An 18,163-nucleotide genomic window follows, 5' to 3' on the forward strand; every position below is an offset into this window, starting at 1 on the left:
CCGCGCCATTGTCTTACTCCCCGGATCAGGAGGAAGTGCCGATGCCACGGATCAGGCCTTGTTCCGCGCCCAGCCCCCGCAGCCGCAGCCCGGCGCGGTCTTGCCGCCTCGGGAAACCCGTGCCACAACCGGCGGGAAGGCGGACACGGCTTCCCGCGCGGGCGTAGTTCAGAGGTAGAACGTCAGCTTCCCAAGCTGAATGTCGTGGGTTCGATTCCCATCGCCCGCTCCACCGCCCTTCCCGGCCCAGAAACTTCTGATTTTCCTCGCAACCTGACGCTCGCTCGCGCATTGTCATGCTGCGGAGCGTACGTCTCCGTCTTTCAGCCGGTAGACATGCCCTTCATGCCCAAGGACTCCCAGGACGACGAAGAGGCGCGTCTTGCCGAACTTCTCTCCTACGACATTCTCGACAGCGCACCCGACCCGGCCTTCGACGCGATCGTCGAGCTGGCAGCCGCCCTGTGCCTGGCCCCGATCTCCCTCGTCAGCCTGGTCGAGCATGACCGGCAGTGGTTCAAGGCCAAGCTGGGCATCATGGTGCCCGAGACGCCCATCGCGCAGTCCGTCTGCACCCACGGGCTGCGGCAGGACGACCTGCTGATCATCACCGACCTGACGCAGGACCCGCGCACTGCCACCAATACGTTGGTGACGGAGGAACCGCATATGCGGTTCTACGCCGGCGCGCCGCTGCGCACCGCGGGCGGCCACGCGCTGGGCATGCTCTGCGTCATCGACACCACACCGCGGCCGCAGGGCCTGTCGGACGAACAGGCCCGCATGCTGCGCCTTCTGGCGGACCAGGCCATGTCGCTGATCGACATGCGGCGGCGCATGCACGAAAGCAGCTGGCGCTTCGAGGAAGCCCGGCGCCTCGGCGCTGCCTCCCTGGCCCGCGCGCGCGACAGCCACACCCTGCGCGAGGATGTGGCCCGCGCCCGCCTGGCCCAGGAGGCCGGGCGCATCGGCACCTTCGAGATGGAAGTGGCGACCGGCGCGATGATCGTGTCGGACGAGTTCTGCCGCATCTTCGGCATTGAGCCCGGCCGCGGCTGGAGCGCCGCGCGGATCGAACCCATCGTGCTGCCCCAGCACACCGGGGACCGTTCCAGCACCCACACCCGCGCCGACGGCAGCGCAAGTCTGGACACGGAATACCGCATCCGCCGCCCCGATGACGGCGCCCTGCGCTGGATTTCACGCCGGGCCGAATTCACCCGCGACGGCTCAGGGCGGCCCGTTCGGATGTTCGGCGCCGTGCAGGATATCACGGAACGCAAGCTGGCCGAGTTGCGCCTGCGCGCGCTGGTGCGGCTGGGCGACGCCCTGCACCAGGCCGAGACCGAAACCGAAGTGCTGGCCGCCGCCGGTGAGGCTTTGGGCACCACGCTGGGTGCCGCCCGCGCCGGCTATGCCGAGGCTGATCTGGTCGGCGGCGCCTTCATCATCCACCACGACTGGAACGCGCCCGGCCACCCCGGCATGCATGGTGAACCCGCGCTGGAGGTCATCGCCGACCGTCTGGCCCGCATGCGTGCCGGCGAGGTGCTGACCGTGCCGGATGTGGAGGAGGAGGAGTTTCTTGCCGACAAGCTCGCCCGCTACCGGCGCTTCGGCATCCGTTCCAAGCTGAACGTGCCCGTCAGCCTGCGTGGGGAGCTGGTGGGAATCCTGTTCGTGCATGATTCCGCGCCACGCGACTGGACGGGCGAGGAAATCGGCTTCGCGCGCGGCGTGGCCGAGCGCATCCACACCACCATCGCTCGGCTGCGCGGCGACGCGGCCCGCCGCGTGCTGAACCAGGAACTCAGCCACCGGCTGAAGAACACGCTTGCCATGGTGCAGGCCCTGGTGCGGCAGACGCTGGCCACGGTGGAACCCCGCACCCAGGTGGAGGCGCTGGAGAAGCGCCTGGTCGCACTCGGCGGTGCCCATGATGAATTGCTGCAGCAAAGCTGGCAGGGCGCCTGCATCCTGGATGTCGTGCGCCGCATGCTGCGCGCGCTGAGCCTGCAGGGGCGCGTCACGCTCAAGGGCCCGGCCGTCACGCTGGCGCCGCGCGCCGCCATGTCGATGACGATGCTGCTGCACGAACTGAGCACCAACGCCATCAAGCACGGCGCGCTGTCGACCCGTCACGGGACGGTCGCGCTGGAATGGGCGATCGAAGGCGAGCGCTTCCGTCTCTCCTGGCGGGAACGCAACGGGCCGCCGACCCAGCCGCCGGCCCAGGAGGGCTTCGGCTCCGCGCTCATTCAGATGGGTCTGGTCGGCAATGGCGGCGTCAGCCTGGAATATGCGCCGGAAGGGCTGTCGGCCCGCTTCGACTCCCCGCTGAACGAGCTGACCGAGCCCTGATCGGCGCCTACTGCTATTGGCGCCTTGGCGAAGATGCTCAGCCGGTGCCGGCGGCACGGGCGATGTTTTCCGGCACCGCATCCCCGATAAAGCGGCTCGGGCGAAAGCTCTGGGGGTCACCGAAGATGGTGGCCGGATCAACGCGCCCGCCCAAACCCTTCCCAGGGCGGGGAGTCGTACGGAACTCGAAGTGCAGATGCGGGTAGCGGGGATACTTGCCGGCATTGCCGCTTAATCCCGTTTCCGCCACCTCCTGCCCTCCACGCACGAAGTCTCCTGTTCCCACGCAGACATTCGACAGATGCGCATAGGCCGCGTAGATCTCGCCGGAATACTGCTTCAGTCCCAGCAATCTGATGACCAGTACATTCCCGTAGTCGGTTGACTCATAAACCTTCGTCACGATGCCGCCGGAGACTGCGTAACAAGGCGTGCCGCTCATCGCGAAGAAATCCCAGCCCTGATGCGCTCGGGTGCCTCCAGCGCGGACCATGCCGAAAGTCGCACCTTTCCAGGAGGCAAGCTGCCCGGCCGATTTCGGATGGGCCTTGTCGAAGACGATATCATCCTCACGCAGAATGGGCTTGGCGACGGGCATGAAGAATGCGGCCTCGCTGAAGCTGATCAGCTTCTTCACGAAGCCCTCCAGGACATAAGCCGTGATCGGACTGAGCGGCATCGGCCAGCCTTCCCGTATGCCATTCCAGCATGCCTACTTCACGAAGCCGCGAGCAAGACAATTCCGTTCCGATAGAGGAACAGGAACGCGTTTAGCCGCCACGGCGAATTACCGCCCCAATTGCTCCACCATCGCGTCTTCTACCGCGGGGCCCTGGTCATAGGCCTCCAGCGCCTGGTCGCGGAACATGGTGTAGCCGTCGCCACCCTTGCGGCTGAAGTCATTGGTCGCGACCACATAGGCGCGCTCCATCTCCAGCGGCCGCCACCGCCCGTCCTCGCGCACTTCCACCTCCTGGGCGCGCTGGCCGATTGGCGCCTCGGCCACCAGCCGATAGCGCAGACCGGACACCTGCGGAAAACGCCCGTCGGGGTCGGGCAGGCGTGATAGGCCGGATTCCAGCGCGTCCTTCACCACATGCCCGCGCAGCACCATGCGCGCGACCGTGTTCTGGAACGGCAGCATGGTCAGCACATCGCCCCAGGTGACGGTGCCGCCCGGCAGGCCCGCGCGCATGCCGCCGCCGTTCATCCAGCCGATCTGCGCATGAGGCACGGCCTGGCGGACCGCCTCCGCGGTCAGGATGCCCAGTTCGCAGGCCTCCAGGCGGCAGCGCGCCAGCGAAAGCTCACCGGGCAGCCGTGCCACGGGGCGGCGGCGCCATTCCTCCAGCGGTGCCGCCAGTTCGGCCACCAGCGCGGCCACCTGCGGGTCCTGCGGAATATCGCTCGTCAGTTCGCGCATCACGCCATGCGTCGCCGCGATGCTGCCGTCGGCCGCCACGTCCAGGTCCAGCCGGCCCAGATACCGCCCATGGCAACCGGCCTGGAGGATACGCGCGCCGTGCTGCTCGACGGGGTAAGGCCCTTCCGCCCCCGCCAGCCCGTTCGCCAGCAGGGAGTGGCTGTGCCCGCCGATGATGACGTCGATGCCCTGCACGTCATCCGCCAGGCGGCGGTCGTTGGTCAGGCCCAGATGGCTGAGCGCGACCACCACGCAGGGCCCTTGCCGGCGGGCCTCGAACACCGCGCGGTCCATGGTCTCGGCCGGGTCCAGGAAGTGCAGGTTGGGCCCCGGAGAGGAGAGGCCCGGTGTCTCGGGCGTGGCCAGCCCCACCACCACCAGCCGCATCCCGCCCAGCATGGTCGTGATGCCGGCGCGCAGCTTGCCGGCCAGCGCGGGTTCGGTGCTGGCGTCGATATTCGCGGCCAGCACCGGGTGGCTGACCCGATCGACATAGCGCGCCAGGGTTTCGGGCCCGTTGTCGAATTCGTGGTTGCCCGTGGTCATGGCGGCGGGGCGCAGCAGGGCCTGCACCCTCGCCTCGGCCTCGCCGCGGTAGCGCGTGTAGAACAGGCTGCCCATGAACTGGTCGCCGGCGTCGAGCAGGATGGGTGCGCGGCCTTCGGCCGTCGCGGCCTCCCGCCCCTGGCGGATGGCGGTGGCCAGCCTGGCCGCGCCGCCGTAGCAGGGCCGGCCCTCGACACAGGCCGTGCTGCTGGCGCTGATCGGCTCATGCCGGCTGTGGAAGTCGTTCATGTGCAGCAGGCTGAGGCGATGCGCCGCCTCGGCCCGCGCAGGCGCCAGGAAGGGAGAGGCCAGCAGCCCCAGGGCAGCGCGACGCGCGACGTTGAACGAAACCATGCCTGCATCAAGCGCAAGCCGCCCCGCCCGTGCAAGTCTTCCGGTATCCCATATGAATTTTCGGCACCCGCTGCCCTTATCGCGCCGCAATGATGGGCGCATAACAAACCACCCGAGTGTGCCGGAGCCGGTTAGCGATGCAGGTCTATCTGCCCATCGCCGAAATGAGCGTGAATGCCTTTCTTCTGATGGGCATCGGCTTCGGCGTGGGCTGGCTGTCGGGGCTGTTCGGCGTCGGCGGCGGCTTCCTCCTCACCCCTTCCCTGCTGCTTCTGGGCGTGCCCGCGCCGGTCGCCGTGGCCTCGGGCGCCAACCAGGTGCTGGGTGCCTCCGTCTCTGGCCTGATCGCCCAATGGCGGCGCGGCAATGTCGACTGGGTGATGGGCATCGTGCTGGTGGTGGGCGGCCTGATCGGCAGCGCCATCGGCACCCAGTTCTTCGCCTGGCTGCGCACGCTGGGCCTGGTCGATGCGGTCGTCGCCATCTTCTACATCGTGGTGCTGGGCAGCCTGGGCAGCCTGATGGTGATGGAAAGCGTGCGCGCCATCCTGCGCCGCCGTGCCAGCGTGCCGCGCCGCCTGCACCAGCATTTCTGGATGCACGGCCTGCCGCTGAAGCTGCGCTTCCGCAAGTCGCGCCTGTTCATCTCGGTCATTCCGCCGGCGCTGGTCGGTGTCGTCATCGGCCTGCTTTCGGCCGTGATGGGCGTGGGCGGCGGCTTCATGCTGGTCCCGGCCATGATCTACCTGATCGGCATGCCGACCTCGGTGGTCATCGGCACCTCCCTGTTCCAGATCGTGTGCGTCACGGCCGGCGTCACGGTCCTGGCCTCGGTGCAGATGGGGTCGGTGGACATCGTGCTGACGCTGCTGCTGCTGATCGGCGGCGTGGTGGGCGCGCAGTTCGGCGCGGCGCTGGGCGGGCGCCTGCGGGGCGAGGAAACCCGCTTCCTGCTGGGCCTGCTCGTGCTCGCCGTGGCCCTTCTGCTGGGCTGGGGCCTGGTCGAGGCACCGGACCGCCTGTTCAGCCTCAGCTTCGACAAATGAGGCGGCTGCTTCTCGCCCTCATGCTGTTCTGGGCGCTGCCGGTCGCCGCCCAGACGCCGCCGGGCGAGCCTCGGGTGGTGCTGCCGCTCGACCCGCCCCTGGCCGCCGCGCGCCCCGCCGCCGCTCCGGAATCACCCCTGATCGCCCATCTCAGCCAAGCCTCGGCCGAGATCTCGACCACCTTCTCCGGCTCCTCGATCTTCGTCTTCGGCACCTCTGCGGTGCCGCTCGGCCTGGATGGCGGGGACATCGTGGTGGTGGTGCGCGGCCCGACCGATGCCGTGACGGTGCGCCGGAAGGTGCGTGTGCTGGGCATGTGGTTCAACGGACCGTCGACGCGGTTCGAGAACGTGCCCGGCTTCTACGGCGTGGCCGGGACCATGCCTGCCTGGCACGTGCTGCCGGAGGATCTACGCAGGCGCTACGGCATCGGGCTGGATGCGCTGGAGTTCCAGCGCAGCGGCGCCAGCAGCGGCAACTTCCGAGAGGCCCTGGAGGAACTGCATCGCGAGCAGCAGCTCTGGCTCGAGGACAGCGCGCCCGTGCGCGTGGAGGGCAACCGCCTGTTCTATGTGCGCCTGCCGCTGCCGGCCACGGTTCCCGCCGGGCGCTATGGGGTGGAGGTGATGCTGGTGCGGAACCAGCAGGTCATCGCGCATCAGGAACTCGCCTTCGCCGTCGAGCGCGTCGGCACGGCCGCCACCATCGCGGATGTTTCGCGAGAGCGCCCCTTGCTCTACGGTGTGATGTGCGTGCTGCTGGCGGCCGTCGCCGGCTGGCTCGGCAGCGTGTTGTTCCGGAGAGGTTGAGTGCCCGAAAACGAGGCCCGCAGGAATCGCGTCTTCCTGGTGGTGGTGGATGACAGCCCAGAGCGCGCGGTGGCGCTGCAATACGCCTGCCTGCGCGTGAAGCATTCGGGCGGCCATGTCGCGCTGCTGCGCGTGCTGGAACCGGCAGGGCAGACCGAATGGGCCGGCATCGGCGCGCTGATGGCCGAGGAACGCCGGGCCGAGGCGGAACAGCTGATGAACGGCCTGGCGGCCCAGGTGAATGAGATCACCGGCGGCCTGCCGATCATCCTGATCCGCGAGGGCGATGCGCGCGAGGAACTGTTGAAGCTGCTGGGCGAGGATCCACGCATGTCGATCCTGGTGCTGGCGGCTGCCAGCGGCGGCAGCGGGCCGGGCCCACTGATCTCTGCCTTGACGGGGCGGCACGCCAACCGGCTCAAGGTGCCGATGACCATCGTGCCGCCGGGCATGACGCCGGAAGACCTTCAGCGGGTCACCTGACCCGCCGGCCTCAGACCATCTGGCAGGCTTCGTAGAAGCCGAGGCGCGGCAGGCGCTCCTGCACGCCCTCGGCGTCGCCATAGCCCAGGTTCACCAGGAAATTCGCCTTCCAGCCGGTCTCGGAGAGGAAAACCTCCTCGACCTTCGCCGAATCGAAGCCGCTCATGGCGCCCACATCCAGGCCCATGGCGCGGGCCGCCAACATCAGATAGGCGCCTTGCAGGCTGCCGTTGCGGAAGGCGGTCTGCTCGGCCAGCGTGTAGTTGCCGCTGAACCAGGGCTTGGCATCCACATGCGGGAACAGCCCCGGCAGCTGGTCGTAGAATTTGGGGTCATGGGCGACGATCACGGTCACGGGGGCCGTCATCGTCTTCTCGATGTTGCCGGCGGACAGGGCCTGCTTCAGCTTGGCCTTGGCTTCCGGCGTGCGGATGAACACGAAGCGCGCGGGGCTGCTGTTGGCGCTGGTCGGGCCCCATTTCAGAAGCTCATACAGCTCCTGGATCTGCTCATCGCTGACAGGCTTGTCCTGCCACTTGTTCTGGGTGCGCGCGGTGCGGAACAGCTGGTCCAGCGCTTCGGAGGAAAGGGCTTCGGTCATCGTGATCCTTGATCAGCCGGGCGCGCCGCTACGGGTCAGCCGCATTTCCCAGGCGCAGATACGCGTCTGGTAGCGGGCGGAGAAGGTGTTGTCGTTGAAGCGGCCCGGGGCGCGCTCCGACGCGTCCAGATTGCCGCGCAGGATCATGGTGTTGTCGGCCAGCACGGTGCCGCCCGCGGGCCCCTGCCCCGGCAGCCCCGCGCGGGCGCGGCCCTGCGCGATCGTCATGGTCATGGGGAAGGATTCGGGGCCGCAGCTTGCACGCTGGTCGGCATAGACGCGCGTCATGGTGCCGGACCACACACCGTCGAAGCGAGACGGCGGCGGTGGCGGCGCGCCGACCAGGGCGCTGGCGGGCGGCGGCGCGGTGTCGCTGCAGGCAGCCAGCAGCACCACAGGAATGGCAAGCAGAACACGCATGTCGATCAACGGCGACGAATCAGGTCGCCTTCCCAGTCCCGGCGGAGGTTGAAATAAGGCGCGACGTCGCGGTCGCGCTCACCGATCTTGTCGGTCTGGCGCTCAACCCACTCACGGGCGGCGCCGAGAATGCCGCCCACCGCTTCCCGGGCTTCCTCGCCCGAGGTGCGGGGGTTGTCGTCCGCCGCGAAACGATCGAAGGCGCCGACGGCGCCACGAAAGCTGTCACGCCCGAGCCCGCCGTCATTCGGCCAGGCCTGGGCAGATGCACCCACCGGGGCCAGCCCGGGCATGAGAAGCATCAGCAGGAACGGCAGGGCGCGCATGGGCGCCAGGATGGGGCCAGGGCGCCCGCCGTTCAAGCCTTTCACCGTTCGATATCCTCGATGCTGATGCCGAAGGCGGAAAGCCCTTCCTCCAGCAGCTCACCGGCGCCTTCCAGACCCAGCAGATACTGGGCGGGATCGGACTTGCGGTTGCGGGCGGCGGCGGCCTTCACCGCGTTCTCCCACTCCTCGGCCTCATGGTCGCCGCGGCCGATCAGGGCCAGCGCCACCAGGGCCGCCTGCTCGTCCTCGGTCAGCTCGTTGATGATTTCCTCGACGAGTTCGGGCGTCAGCTCATCGTCAGCGTCATCGCCGCCCTCATCGGCCTCCTCGTCCTCGTCATCGTCGAGGTCGAGCTCCTCGTCGTCGTCTTCTTCCAGCGCGGTCAGCAGCTCCGCGATGGTAGCGACGACTTCCAGCGGCACGCCGAGGTCGGGGGTGTCGTCGTCATCCATGTCGGCCATGGTGCATTCCTTGTTCCGTGTGCCTGCGCGGCTAATGCCCTGGGGAGGGGTAGCCGCGCAAGCGGGTTCAGGCGACGGCTGGAAGACGTTCAGTCATTCCAGTTTGGCCGGAAGTCCGGGTTCACCATCCGCTGGTCCTTGGGCAGGGCATCGATGGCGGCCAGGTCGGCCTCCGACAGAAACACGCCGGCGGCCCCCAGGTTTTCCGTCTGCCGGGCGGTACCGGCTGCCTTCGGAATCACGGAAACCTGCGCCCCGTGGCGCGGCCCCTGGGCCAGCGCATAGGCCAGCGCGACCTGGCCCGGCATGACGCCCAGCCGCGCCGCGATGCCGGCCACCACCGGATGCTCACCCACGCGCCCCTTGCCGAGCGGGGTGTAGCTGGTCAGCACCACGTCATGCGCGGCGCAGACCTTCAGCAGCTTCTCCTGGCTCAACAGCGCGTGGTGTTCCACCTGGTCGCAGGCGATGGGCGCGATGCCGAGCGCCAGCGCGCGCGACAGCAGCCCGGCGGGGAAGTTCGCCACGCCCACGGCCTTGGCCAGACCATCCTGCTGCAGCTTCGCCAGCGCCTCCAGCAGCCCAGGCAGATCCATCTGCGGCGAGGGCCAATGGATCAGGTACAGGTCCAGATAAGGGGTCGACAGCCGGTCCAGGCTTGCCTCGGCCGCCGCCCGCAGCGCGGGGCCGGTGGACTTGTCCCACCAGCCCTTGGTCGTGAGGAACACCTCCTCACGCTTGAGGCCGGAGGCCTTGAGGCCGCGCCCCACCTCCACCTCATTGCCGTACATCTCGGCCGTATCCAGGTGGCGATAGCCGAGCCCCAGCGCGCCTTCGACCGCCGCCTCGCATTCCGCGCCCTTCATGGGCCAGGTGCCGAGCCCGATCGAGGGCATCCGCATCCGCGAGGTTTCCAGCAGCTTCACCGCGCCGAGAAGTCCAGCCATCCGATCAATCCCTTTTCGGTTCCGAAGGCCAACATGTTGCCGGATGCATTCCATGCAATGGCCGAGACCGGAGATTCCGAGGGCGGCGCCACGGGCAGCACCTTGCCCGAACCGATCTCCGCGATCAGCACCAGCCCGTCATCGAAACCGGCCGCCACGACCTCATGCTGCGGATGGCACGCGAGCGCCGAGCAGAACACGCCGTCCCCGCCCGCCAGCTCCGTGGGCGGCTTGCCCATCGGCCCGCCGCCGAAGAAGGGCCACATCACGATGGATTCGGCACCCGCCGTCGCCAGCCAGCGGCCCTTGGCGGTGAACTCCATGCTGCGCGTCTTGGTGGGGTAGCCGGACATACGCATGTGCTGGCCATCGGCCAGGCGCCAGCCGTGCAGCGCGTTCTCCTGCATGGCCGTCACCACATGAGTGCCGTCGGGGCTGAAGCGCACCAGGCCGTGGCTGCCCTTCCATTCCAGGAAGCGCGGCTTGTCTTCCTTCGCGTTCACGAACCAGACGGAGGCACCATTGTAATGGCTGGCCACCACGCGCTTGCCCTTGGCATCGAAGGCGATACCGGCGACGGAGGACGGGTGGTTCAGGCTTTTCAGCGCCTCGCCCTTGCCGTCCAGCAGATGCAGGGCCTTGCCCACGCTGGCCGCACGCAGCCCGTCCGGGTGGGCCGCCACCTGGTCCACCCAGCGGGAACCGTATTTCGCCAGCGTCACCGCCTCGGCGGCGGTGGATACCAGCCGGCCATCGTCGCCGCCGGTCAGGAAGCCGGCCTTGGCATCCGGGCAGAAGGCCAGGACCGCGCCTTCATGCGCCTGATGGGTGACGAGGTCGGTGCCGATCCGCACCGTGCCGTCACCCAGCCCCGCGCCCAACGTACCGGTGGCCCGGCAGAAACCGAGGCCCACCACATAGGCATCGGTTTCGCGCGTCGTGCCGCGGCTGTCGATCAGGAACTCGGGTTGCGTGGTGGTGCTCAAGCCTCCGGGCTCCAGCGCGCCAGCTCGCTCTCATAGGCCGCGGTCGCGGCCTCGGCCGTGCAGCTCTCGAAACCCTTGCGCAGCTTCGGGCGGTTCAGGTCGCGGCCAATGAAGACGATACGGCTGACGCGCGGCTCGCCTTCCTTCCAGTCGCGGATGAAGTCACCGTCGGCCAGCATGTGCACGGCCTGGAAGGCGAACACCCGGTCCTCACCCTGGTAGGAGAGGATGCCCTTGGTGCGCAGCAGGTCCTGCCCCTTCACCGCCAGCACCTGCCCGATCCAGGCGTTGAAACGCTCCGGGTCCAGCGGCTTGTCGGTGGACAGAGAGATGCTCATCACCTCGCTGTCGTGGCTGTGGTGGTCCTCGCCGTTCAGGAACTCCGGCTCGCGCTCCAGCACCTTCTCCAGGTTGAAGCTCTCGCGGCCCAGCACGGCCGTGACCGGCACGTCGGACTTCACGCTGTGGCGCAGCTCGGCCCAAGGGTTGATGGCGCGGATGCGGCGCTCGACCTCGGCGGCCTCCTCCGGCGTCACCAGATCCATCTTGTTCAGGATGATCAGGTCGGCAAAGGCGATCTGCTCCTCGGCCTCACTGCTGTCACCCAGCCGCGCGATCAGGTTCTTGGCGTCCGCCACGGTCACGATGCTGTCCAGATGGGCGGCCTTCTTCACATCGTCGTCGGCGAAGAAGGTCTGCGCCACCGGCGCGGGGTCCGCGAGGCCCGTCGTCTCGACGATGATGCCGTCCAGCTGGCCCTTGCGCTTCACAAGGCCGTTGATGATGCGGATCAGGTCACCGCGCACGGTGCAGCAGATGCAGCCGTTGTTCATCTCGAACACTTCCTCGTCGGCATCCACCACGAGGTCGTTGTCCACGCCGAGTTCACCGAACTCGTTGATCACCACGGCGTACTTCTTGCCGTGATCCTCCGAGAGGATGCGGTTCAGCAGCGTCGTCTTGCCGGCGCCGAGATAACCGGTCAGCACCGTCACAGGGATATTGGTCTGGCTCATTGGGGCCCCTCGATACGAGAGAGTGCATTCGTTCGAGGGGCAATATGAGGCGCGAAGGCCGGATCGGCCAGGGGTGGGCGGCTACGCGGCGAACATGAAGTCCTGGGCGGCCAGGTTCGTCACCCCATACACATCCATCCGGTCCTCACCGATGAGGATCACCGTGTTCCCGCCGATGACCTGAATGGACATGCCCTCCAGGCCCGTCACGCCGCGCGCGCCTACGCTGATCAGGTCGCCTTCGGCCCGGCTGAAGTCGAACAGCTCATCATGGCCGGCGCTGAACACGAAGGTATCCGCCCCGGTGCCGCCCACCAGCTGGTCGTTGCCCGCCCCGCCATTCAGCACGTCATCGCCGGCGCCGCCGCGCAGGATGTCGTTGCCCTCGTCACCGAACAGGTTGTCGTTGCCGGCCTGGCCCCAGAGCACGTCTTGGCCGCCGCCGCCATGCAACGTGCCGCCCAGCACGGCGTCGGCGACGATCACCTCGTCGCTGGCGCTGCCGGTGATGCTGGTCGCGCCGTACAGGTAGGTCAGCTCGATACCAGCACCCAGCGTGAAGCCGTTGACGGTGACGAAGGCGGTATCATTGCCGCCGCCCGCTTCCTCGATCACGCGGTCGCCGATGTCGTCGACGACATAGGTGTCGTCACCGGTGCCGCCGGTCATGGTGTCGGCCCCCGCACCGCCGATCAGCACGTCGTCACCACCCCCGCCGTTCAGCACGTCATCCGCGCTGCCGCCCCACAGCACATCATGGCCGATGCCCCCCGTCAGCGTGCTGGCGATGGTGGGGTTGGCCACCAGAATGGCGCCGGTGTCATTGCCGGTCAGCCGCGTGGCCAGGATGGCGAGGTACAGGATCTCGACATGGGCTGCGGCCACCCAGTCATTGAAGGCGACATAGGCGGTGTCCGTGCCGCCATCGGCGGCCTCGACCACCGTATCGGCGTCATCCAGCGCGTAGGTGTCGTTGCCGCTGCCGCCGACCAGCGTGTCGTGCCCGGTGCCGCCGATGAGCAGGTCGTCGCCTTCCCCGCCGGTCAGGGTATCGTCGCCGGTGCCGCCCAGCAGCGTGTCATGCCCGATGCCGCCATCCAGCGCGTCGTCGCCGGCACCACCGTGGATGTAGTCGTCGCCCCAGCCGCCGAACAGGCGGTTCGCCGCGCCGCTGCCGATCAGCATGTCGTTGCCCGCGCCGCCCCAGGCGTCGGTGATGGTGCTGCCAGAGAAGGTGACCGCCTGGGAGCCGATGTAGGAAGGCAGGGTCTGGTTGCCGTCCAGCGCGCCCAGGTCGATGGTGACGGCGGTGCTGAGACCCGCCGCGTTCAGCCCCGTTTCACCGAAGCGGCCCAGGATGGCGCGGCTGGCGTCCAGCCCCGCGAGCCGCGCGAAATCATCGGTGAACACCTGCATCTTCGACGCCGCATCCTGCGCGGCACCGTCGCCCAGCAGCTTCAGCTCGGCGCCGGTGAAGCTGGCGGCCTGCGCGCCGGCGGCGGCGGTGATGACCAGCTGCCACTCGCCGACGCCGCTCTCCCCCCAGAAGGCCGGCGAGGAGAACAGCCAGCCGTTGCTTTCCCAGGCGACCGGCCGCGTCGGGTCGGCCACATCCTCGGCCAGCTGCGCATAGAGCAGGCCGCTGTTGGCCAGCAGCATCGTCACGCTGGTGCCGCCCGGCGAGGTCAAAACCAGGCTGATATCGGCGGCTTTCAGCGTGGACAGCTCAAGCCCCAGCTCGACGGAATTGATGCGGAAGCCGGTGGAGGCCCCGACCGGCGCCGTCGCGTTGAAGGTCAGCGTCAGGGTCTGCGCGGCGGGCAGCCCACCCGCCGTGATGCTGGTGCCGGAGGGCGTGGAGACCGGCCCCAGCGCAGTCGTGATGTAGTTCGTCTCGGTCCGCTGCAGGGTCCAGGTTTCGGCCAGGCGCACCGCCGCCCCGGCATCGACGATGCCGAACCCATAGTCGCGGCTGAAGTTCAGCCCGCCGCCATTCGCGTTGGTGGCTGTGTTGGTCAGCCAGGGCGTGCGGCTCATGGAAGCGTCCGCGCCGATGCCCGCATTGTAGTCGGTCTGGCGCGCGGTATAGGCCAGGATCTCCTGCACGTCCCGATAGCCGAGCCGCGCATTGGCTTCCAGCATCAGCGCCACGACGCCAGACACGATCGGCGCGGCGGCGGAGGTGCCGTTGAAGCCCGTGTAGTCGCCATCGCTATACCCGTTCACGGGCCCCGCCCGGTCGGTCGAGACGATGCTGTTCCTGGCCGTCAGTTCGCTGTCGCCCGGGCCGCCGAAGGCCGAGACGAAGACATTCGCGCCAGGTGTCGAGTAGCTGGAAATGACCCCGGTGTTGTCGAGCGCGGCCACGACGATCGAGGCATGGGAGGCGGCGACGATATCGAGGTTGGCGTCGGCCGGGGCCGGCTGATCCTCGAGCATGATGGTGCGCGAATTGCCCGCGGACTTCACGATCACCGCGCCCAGCCCGGCGCGCCCCTCCGTCACCACCCGAATCGCCGCGAACAGGTCGGCGGTGTTCAGCACCATCCCCGCGGTGGCACCCCAGGAGTTGTTCAGCACCTGCACGCCGTCCGCCAGGGCCTGCAGGAAGGCCTTGTCCGTGTCGGCCGGCTCCTCGCCCAGTATGCGGTAGGAGACGATCTGGGCATCCGGGGCGACGCCCACCCCGCCGATGCCGTTGTTCGCGACACCGGCGATGACGCCGGCGACCGAGGTGCCGTGATTGTCGCCCGCCGCGTCGCGCCCGCTGCTGACCGGCAGGCCGTTTGCCAGGTTCGGGTCACTGGGGGTGGCGATGCTGCCCGGCCGTGTCCACATGTTGGCGGCCAGATCCGGGTGGCTGGCCTCCACGCCGTCATCCAGCACGGCGACCAGCACATTCTTGCCGGTATAGCGCATCCAGGCCTGCTCGGCGCGGATGTCCACCCCCGCCACGCCGTTACCCTGGTCCGCACCGCCGACGTTCTTGAGGTGCCATGCGTACAGATACAGAGGATCCGTCGGCAGGAATGGGGTGCTGACCATGATGAACGTCCCGGACGCTGAAATTGATGCCGGGTGGATTCGAACGCCGCCCGGAAGACCGGCGGCATCTTCGCTATGACGTGACGCTAGGCAAGACTTAACGGATATTTCTTAACCTATGACAGCGATTGTCGAACTCGATGACTGCTGTCATTCCGTTACCGCAACAGGAATGCGCGCCTGGCGGCCTCTGGAGCGGAAAGCGCGGGTATTTTTTACGTCAGGCGGCTTCGCGCACCGGCGCCTGGCGGCACCAGAACGCCACCGCAACCATCCCGAGCCCTGCGAGCGCAAAGGCGGCGCGATAACCGGCCATCGCCATCACCCCGGCAAAGACCAGCGCGCCCAGCGATTGCCCCAGGAACAGCGACATGGCGAAGGCCGCCATGCTGGTCGCGCGGGAATCGGGCAGCGCCTCGGTACCGCGCGCCTGCAGAACGCCATGGAAGGAATAGAACAGGAAGCCCGAGGCGATCTCGGCCACCAGGATCACGCCCCAATGCGGGGCAGCCGCCGTGATGAACAGGCAGATCGCCAGGCCGAGCCCGCCCATGACCAGGAGGTTGGACTCGCCCAGCCGCCCCACCAGGCGCCGCGCCATGCGCGAGTAGATCATGGCCCCCAGCCCGAAGCTGGCCACGATCAGCCCCGCCCAGGCCGCCGAGAGGTGGAAGTCCTCAATGAGGAAGGAGGGGATGAAGGGGAAGGCACCCCCCATCAGCAGCGCGCCGTCCAGCGCCGCGGCCAGCATCAGGCGGCGCGCAAACGGGCTTTTCAGCAGACGGGCATAGCCCGCGAAGCCCCCGGCCCCGCCCGTGCCCATGGGCGCCAGCATGGACCGCCCGAGCAGCGCCATCAGCACCAGCCCGATGGAGGCGGTGAAGGCGCCGAAGCAGATGAAGGTGCCGCGCCAGCCGAAATGCTCGCCGATCAGCCCCGACATCGGCCCGCCCAGCAGCTGGGCCATGACATTGCCCATCAGGAACTGGCCCAGCACCGCCTGCCGCTCATTATACGGCACCGTGTCGCCGATATGCGCCATCAGCATGGGGATGATCGCGCCCGAAGCGAGGCCCGCGATCATGCGCATCCACACCAGCTCATTCAGCCCGCCGGCGAATTCACCCAGGATGGAGACGATGCCGAAAGCCAGCAGCGAGATCGCGGCCAGGCGCAACTTGCCGAAGCGGTCCCCGATCAGCCCGGTGCCGAGCTGGCTGCCGCCATAGGTCAGCTGGAAGGCCGCGATCAGGATGGCGGCCTGGCTGGTCTGTACCCCGAAATCGCCCGCGATCATGGGCAGCAACGGGTCCACCATCCGCATCCCGATGCCGGAGGCAAAGCCCGCCAGCGCGATCAGCCAGATGTTGACCCGGGGCGCTGCGCTCACGCCCTCCGCGCCCTCTCGGACTCGGTCTTGAGCTGACCGCAGGCGGCCAGGATGTCACGCCCGCGCGGGCGCCGCACCGGGCAGGAGATGCCGGCCGCGAGCAGGATCTCCGAGAATTCGCGGATCTGCTCCGGGCGGCTCGTCTGATAGTCGCTGCCCGGCCACGGGTTGAACGGGATCAGGTTCACCTTGGCGGGGATGCCCTTGAGCAGCCGGGCCAATTCACGCGCCTCGGCCGCGCTGTCGTTCACGCCCCGCAGCATCACGTATTCGAAGGTGATGCGCCGCGCGTTCGACACGCCGGGATAGCGACGGCAGGCCGCCAGCAATTCATCGATCGGGTATTTGCGGTTCAGCGGGACCAGTATGTCGCGCAGGTCGTTGCGCACGGCGTGCAGCGACACCGCCAGGTTCACGCCCAACTCCTGCCCGCAGATGTCCATCACCGGCACGACGCCCGAGGTCGACAGCGTGATCCGCCGGCGCGACAGCGCGATGCCCTCATGGTCCATGATGATGATCAGGGCCTTGCGGACGGCCTCGTAATTATACAGCGGCTCGCCCATGCCCATGACGACGATGTTGGACAGGCGCCTACCGTCCTCATCCTCGCCGCCGGTGGGGGTGGGCCATTCGCCGTAGCTGTCGCGCGCGGCCATGAACTGGCCGACGATCTCGGCCGCGCCCAGGTTGCGCACCAGCTTCTGCGTGCCGGTGTGGCAGAAGGAACAGGAAAGCGTGCAGCCCACCTGGGTCGAGATGCAGACCGACCCGCGATCGTCGTCGGGGATGTAGACCGTCTCGACCTGCTGGGTGTCGCGGAACTTGAACAGCCACTTACGGGTGCCGTCGGTGCTGGTCTGCTCGGTCCCCACATCGGGGCGGCCGATGACGAAACGCTCCGCCAGCTTCTGCTGGAAGGGGCGGGCGATGTTGGACATGCGCGAGAAATCGCGCTCACCCTGGTGGTAGATCCAGTGCCACAGTTGCTTGGCGCGGAACGCCTTCTCGCCCATGGCCACCATCTCGGCGGCCAGTTCCTCACGCGACAGCCCCACTAGGTCCTTGCGGCCGTCGGGCAGCGTTGCCTCGGGCGGGGCAAACAGCGCGGATTTCGCCAGGATGCGGCCGCGCTCCTCCTCGTTCAGCAGCGCCTCGGGCGAGAGCGGGCGCGGTGCAGCGGGAAAGGCCTTGTGGCCCTGCGGGTGGGGGGCGGCGATGCTCATCTGCGGGCTGGGGCAGCGGGGGCGGGGGCAGGAGACGCCGGGCATTCGCGGCTGATGGCGTCATAGGCCGCCGAGAAACCGGCAAGCGGGAACAGGTCCTGCGCCTGACCGCGCCCGTTCGGGCCGGGGGCGCGCAGCATGGCCTCGCGGCCGCTGCGCATGGCCGTCGTCGCCGCGCGACCGTCGCGCAGGAAGGCGCTGTCGCGGCTGGTATAGGCGGGCAGGTCGGTCTGGCCGACGATCAGCCGGGCCTCGGCCCCGCGCCCATGGGTGTAGCCGTTGCGGATGGCCACCTGGTCCCGGCCCTGGGGGCGGTGGGTGACCATCAGCGTGACGTTCTGGGCATTGCGGCCGGGAACGCCCTCGGCACGCGTCGCCCGCGTGAAGGCGAAGCAGATCTTCTGGCCGTTTTCCGTGTGGGTCGCGGCGGTCCAGCTCTGATAGGTACCGAGTGGTCTGGGCTGCGCGGGGCGGTTCTGCGCCCAGGCGGGCAGCGCGGCAGGCATCGCGACCAGGACGGCCAGCATCGTCACGGCAGGGATCGGGAAACGCATCCCCGAATGGATACGCCAGCATGCGCCATCAGACCAGATGCGACATCCGCGCCCCTGCATCCCGGCGGAGGCAGACGAAGCACACGGCAACGTCACTCATCCGCCTGTTTGTCGCGCCGTCCGCTTCCGCCCATGATGAGCCGCAGCAGGCCGGGGCGAGGTGGCG

The 18,163-nt window shown here is 68.4% G+C and carries 17 protein-coding genes and 1 tRNA gene; 5 read left to right on the plus strand and 13 right to left on the minus strand.

Annotation, left to right across the window (positions count from 1 at the left end):
* The first annotated feature begins 157 nt into the window (after nt 1-157).
* Together EOD42_RS02200 and EOD42_RS02205 are read left to right on the plus strand one after the other, a co-directional pair.
* Nucleotides 158-232 (plus strand) — tRNA-Gly (locus EOD42_RS02200).
* 113 nt (nt 233-345) lie between these two features.
* A complete protein-coding gene (locus tag EOD42_RS02205; protein ID WP_164867742.1) occupies nt 346-2,361 on the plus strand; it encodes a GAF domain-containing protein in 2,016 nt (671 codons plus the stop codon).
* 37 nt (nt 2,362-2,398) lie between these two features.
* On the opposite strand, the gene EOD42_RS02210 is transcribed toward EOD42_RS02205, so the two are convergent.
* Together EOD42_RS02210 and EOD42_RS02215 are read right to left on the minus strand one after the other, a co-directional pair.
* A complete protein-coding gene (locus EOD42_RS02210; protein ID WP_164867743.1) occupies nt 2,399-2,998 on the minus strand; it encodes a M23 family metallopeptidase in 600 nt (199 codons plus the stop codon).
* Nucleotides 2,999-3,148: 150 nt separating this feature from the next.
* A complete protein-coding gene (locus EOD42_RS02215) occupies nt 3,149-4,684 on the minus strand; it encodes a bifunctional metallophosphatase/5'-nucleotidase (RefSeq protein ID WP_127785488.1) in 1,536 nt (511 codons plus the stop codon).
* Between the two features lie 137 nt (nt 4,685-4,821).
* On the opposite strand from EOD42_RS02215, the gene EOD42_RS02220 reads away from it, so the two are divergent.
* From EOD42_RS02220 to EOD42_RS02230, 3 genes are read left to right on the plus strand one after another with little or no spacing between them, the layout of a single operon-like run.
* Entirely contained in the window at nt 4,822-5,730 is a 909-nt protein-coding gene (locus tag EOD42_RS02220) for a sulfite exporter TauE/SafE family protein (RefSeq protein ID WP_127785489.1), read from the plus strand.
* Nucleotides 5,727-6,539, plus strand: a complete 813-nt coding sequence (locus EOD42_RS02225; protein ID WP_127785491.1) for a TIGR02186 family protein — start codon at nt 5,727-5,729, stop codon at nt 6,537-6,539. Before EOD42_RS02220 ends, EOD42_RS02225 begins: the two co-directional genes overlap by 4 nt.
* Nucleotides 6,540-7,022 (plus strand): universal stress protein, encoded by a 483-nt coding sequence (locus tag EOD42_RS02230; protein ID WP_127785493.1) that lies wholly within the window; start codon nt 6,540-6,542, stop codon nt 7,020-7,022.
* 10 nt (nt 7,023-7,032) lie between these two features.
* Here the strand turns inward: EOD42_RS02230 and EOD42_RS02235 are convergent, their stop codons facing one another.
* The 11 genes from EOD42_RS02235 to EOD42_RS02285 form a co-directional block, all read right to left on the minus strand.
* Nucleotides 7,033-7,623 (minus strand): malonic semialdehyde reductase, encoded by a 591-nt coding sequence (locus EOD42_RS02235; protein ID WP_127785495.1) that lies wholly within the window; start codon nt 7,621-7,623, stop codon nt 7,033-7,035.
* Nucleotides 7,624-7,635: 12 nt separating this feature from the next.
* A complete protein-coding gene (locus EOD42_RS02240; protein ID WP_127785497.1) occupies nt 7,636-8,043 on the minus strand; it encodes a hypothetical protein in 408 nt (135 codons plus the stop codon).
* A 5-nt stretch (nt 8,044-8,048) separates the two neighbouring features.
* Nucleotides 8,049-8,414, minus strand: a complete 366-nt coding sequence (locus tag EOD42_RS02245; protein ID WP_127785499.1) for a hypothetical protein — start codon at nt 8,412-8,414, stop codon at nt 8,049-8,051.
* Nucleotides 8,411-8,833, minus strand: a complete 423-nt coding sequence (locus tag EOD42_RS02250) for a DUF3775 domain-containing protein (RefSeq protein ID WP_127785501.1) — start codon at nt 8,831-8,833, stop codon at nt 8,411-8,413. Before EOD42_RS02250 ends, EOD42_RS02245 begins: the two co-directional genes overlap by 4 nt.
* 89 nt (nt 8,834-8,922) lie before the next feature.
* Complete coding sequence (locus EOD42_RS02255) at nt 8,923-9,780, minus strand: aldo/keto reductase (protein ID WP_127785503.1); 858 nt, start codon at nt 9,778-9,780, stop codon at nt 8,923-8,925.
* Nucleotides 9,756-10,766 carry a WD40 repeat domain-containing protein gene (locus tag EOD42_RS02260; protein WP_127785505.1) on the minus strand — a complete coding sequence of 337 codons (1,011 nt, stop codon included), beginning with the start codon at nt 10,764-10,766 and terminating at the stop codon, nt 9,756-9,758. The genes EOD42_RS02255 and EOD42_RS02260 overlap by 25 nt, the downstream gene beginning before the upstream one ends.
* Nucleotides 10,763-11,782 (minus strand): CobW family GTP-binding protein, encoded by a 1,020-nt coding sequence (locus EOD42_RS02265; protein ID WP_127785507.1) that lies wholly within the window; start codon nt 11,780-11,782, stop codon nt 10,763-10,765. Before EOD42_RS02265 ends, EOD42_RS02260 begins: the two co-directional genes overlap by 4 nt.
* An 81-nt stretch (nt 11,783-11,863) precedes the next feature.
* Complete coding sequence (locus EOD42_RS02270) at nt 11,864-14,827, minus strand: S8 family serine peptidase (protein ID WP_127785508.1); 2,964 nt, start codon at nt 14,825-14,827, stop codon at nt 11,864-11,866.
* A 220-nt stretch (nt 14,828-15,047) separates the two neighbouring features.
* Nucleotides 15,048-16,217: an MFS transporter gene (locus EOD42_RS02275; RefSeq protein ID WP_127785510.1), complete on the minus strand. Its 1,170-nt coding sequence runs from the start codon at nt 16,215-16,217 to the stop codon at nt 15,048-15,050.
* Nucleotides 16,214-17,443 carry a 23S rRNA (adenine(2503)-C(2))-methyltransferase RlmN gene (rlmN, locus tag EOD42_RS02280; RefSeq protein WP_127785512.1) on the minus strand — a complete coding sequence of 410 codons (1,230 nt, stop codon included), beginning with the start codon at nt 17,441-17,443 and terminating at the stop codon, nt 16,214-16,216. The genes EOD42_RS02275 and rlmN overlap by 4 nt, the downstream gene beginning before the upstream one ends.
* Complete coding sequence (locus EOD42_RS02285) at nt 17,440-17,997, minus strand: invasion associated locus B family protein (RefSeq protein ID WP_127785513.1); 558 nt, start codon at nt 17,995-17,997, stop codon at nt 17,440-17,442. The genes rlmN and EOD42_RS02285 overlap by 4 nt, the downstream gene beginning before the upstream one ends.
* Between the last annotated feature and the right edge of the window lie 166 nt (nt 17,998-18,163).

The sequence above is a fragment of the Rhodovarius crocodyli genome (assembly GCF_004005855.1).
In the GTDB taxonomy this organism is placed as follows: domain Bacteria; phylum Pseudomonadota; class Alphaproteobacteria; order Acetobacterales; family Acetobacteraceae; genus Rhodovarius; species Rhodovarius crocodyli.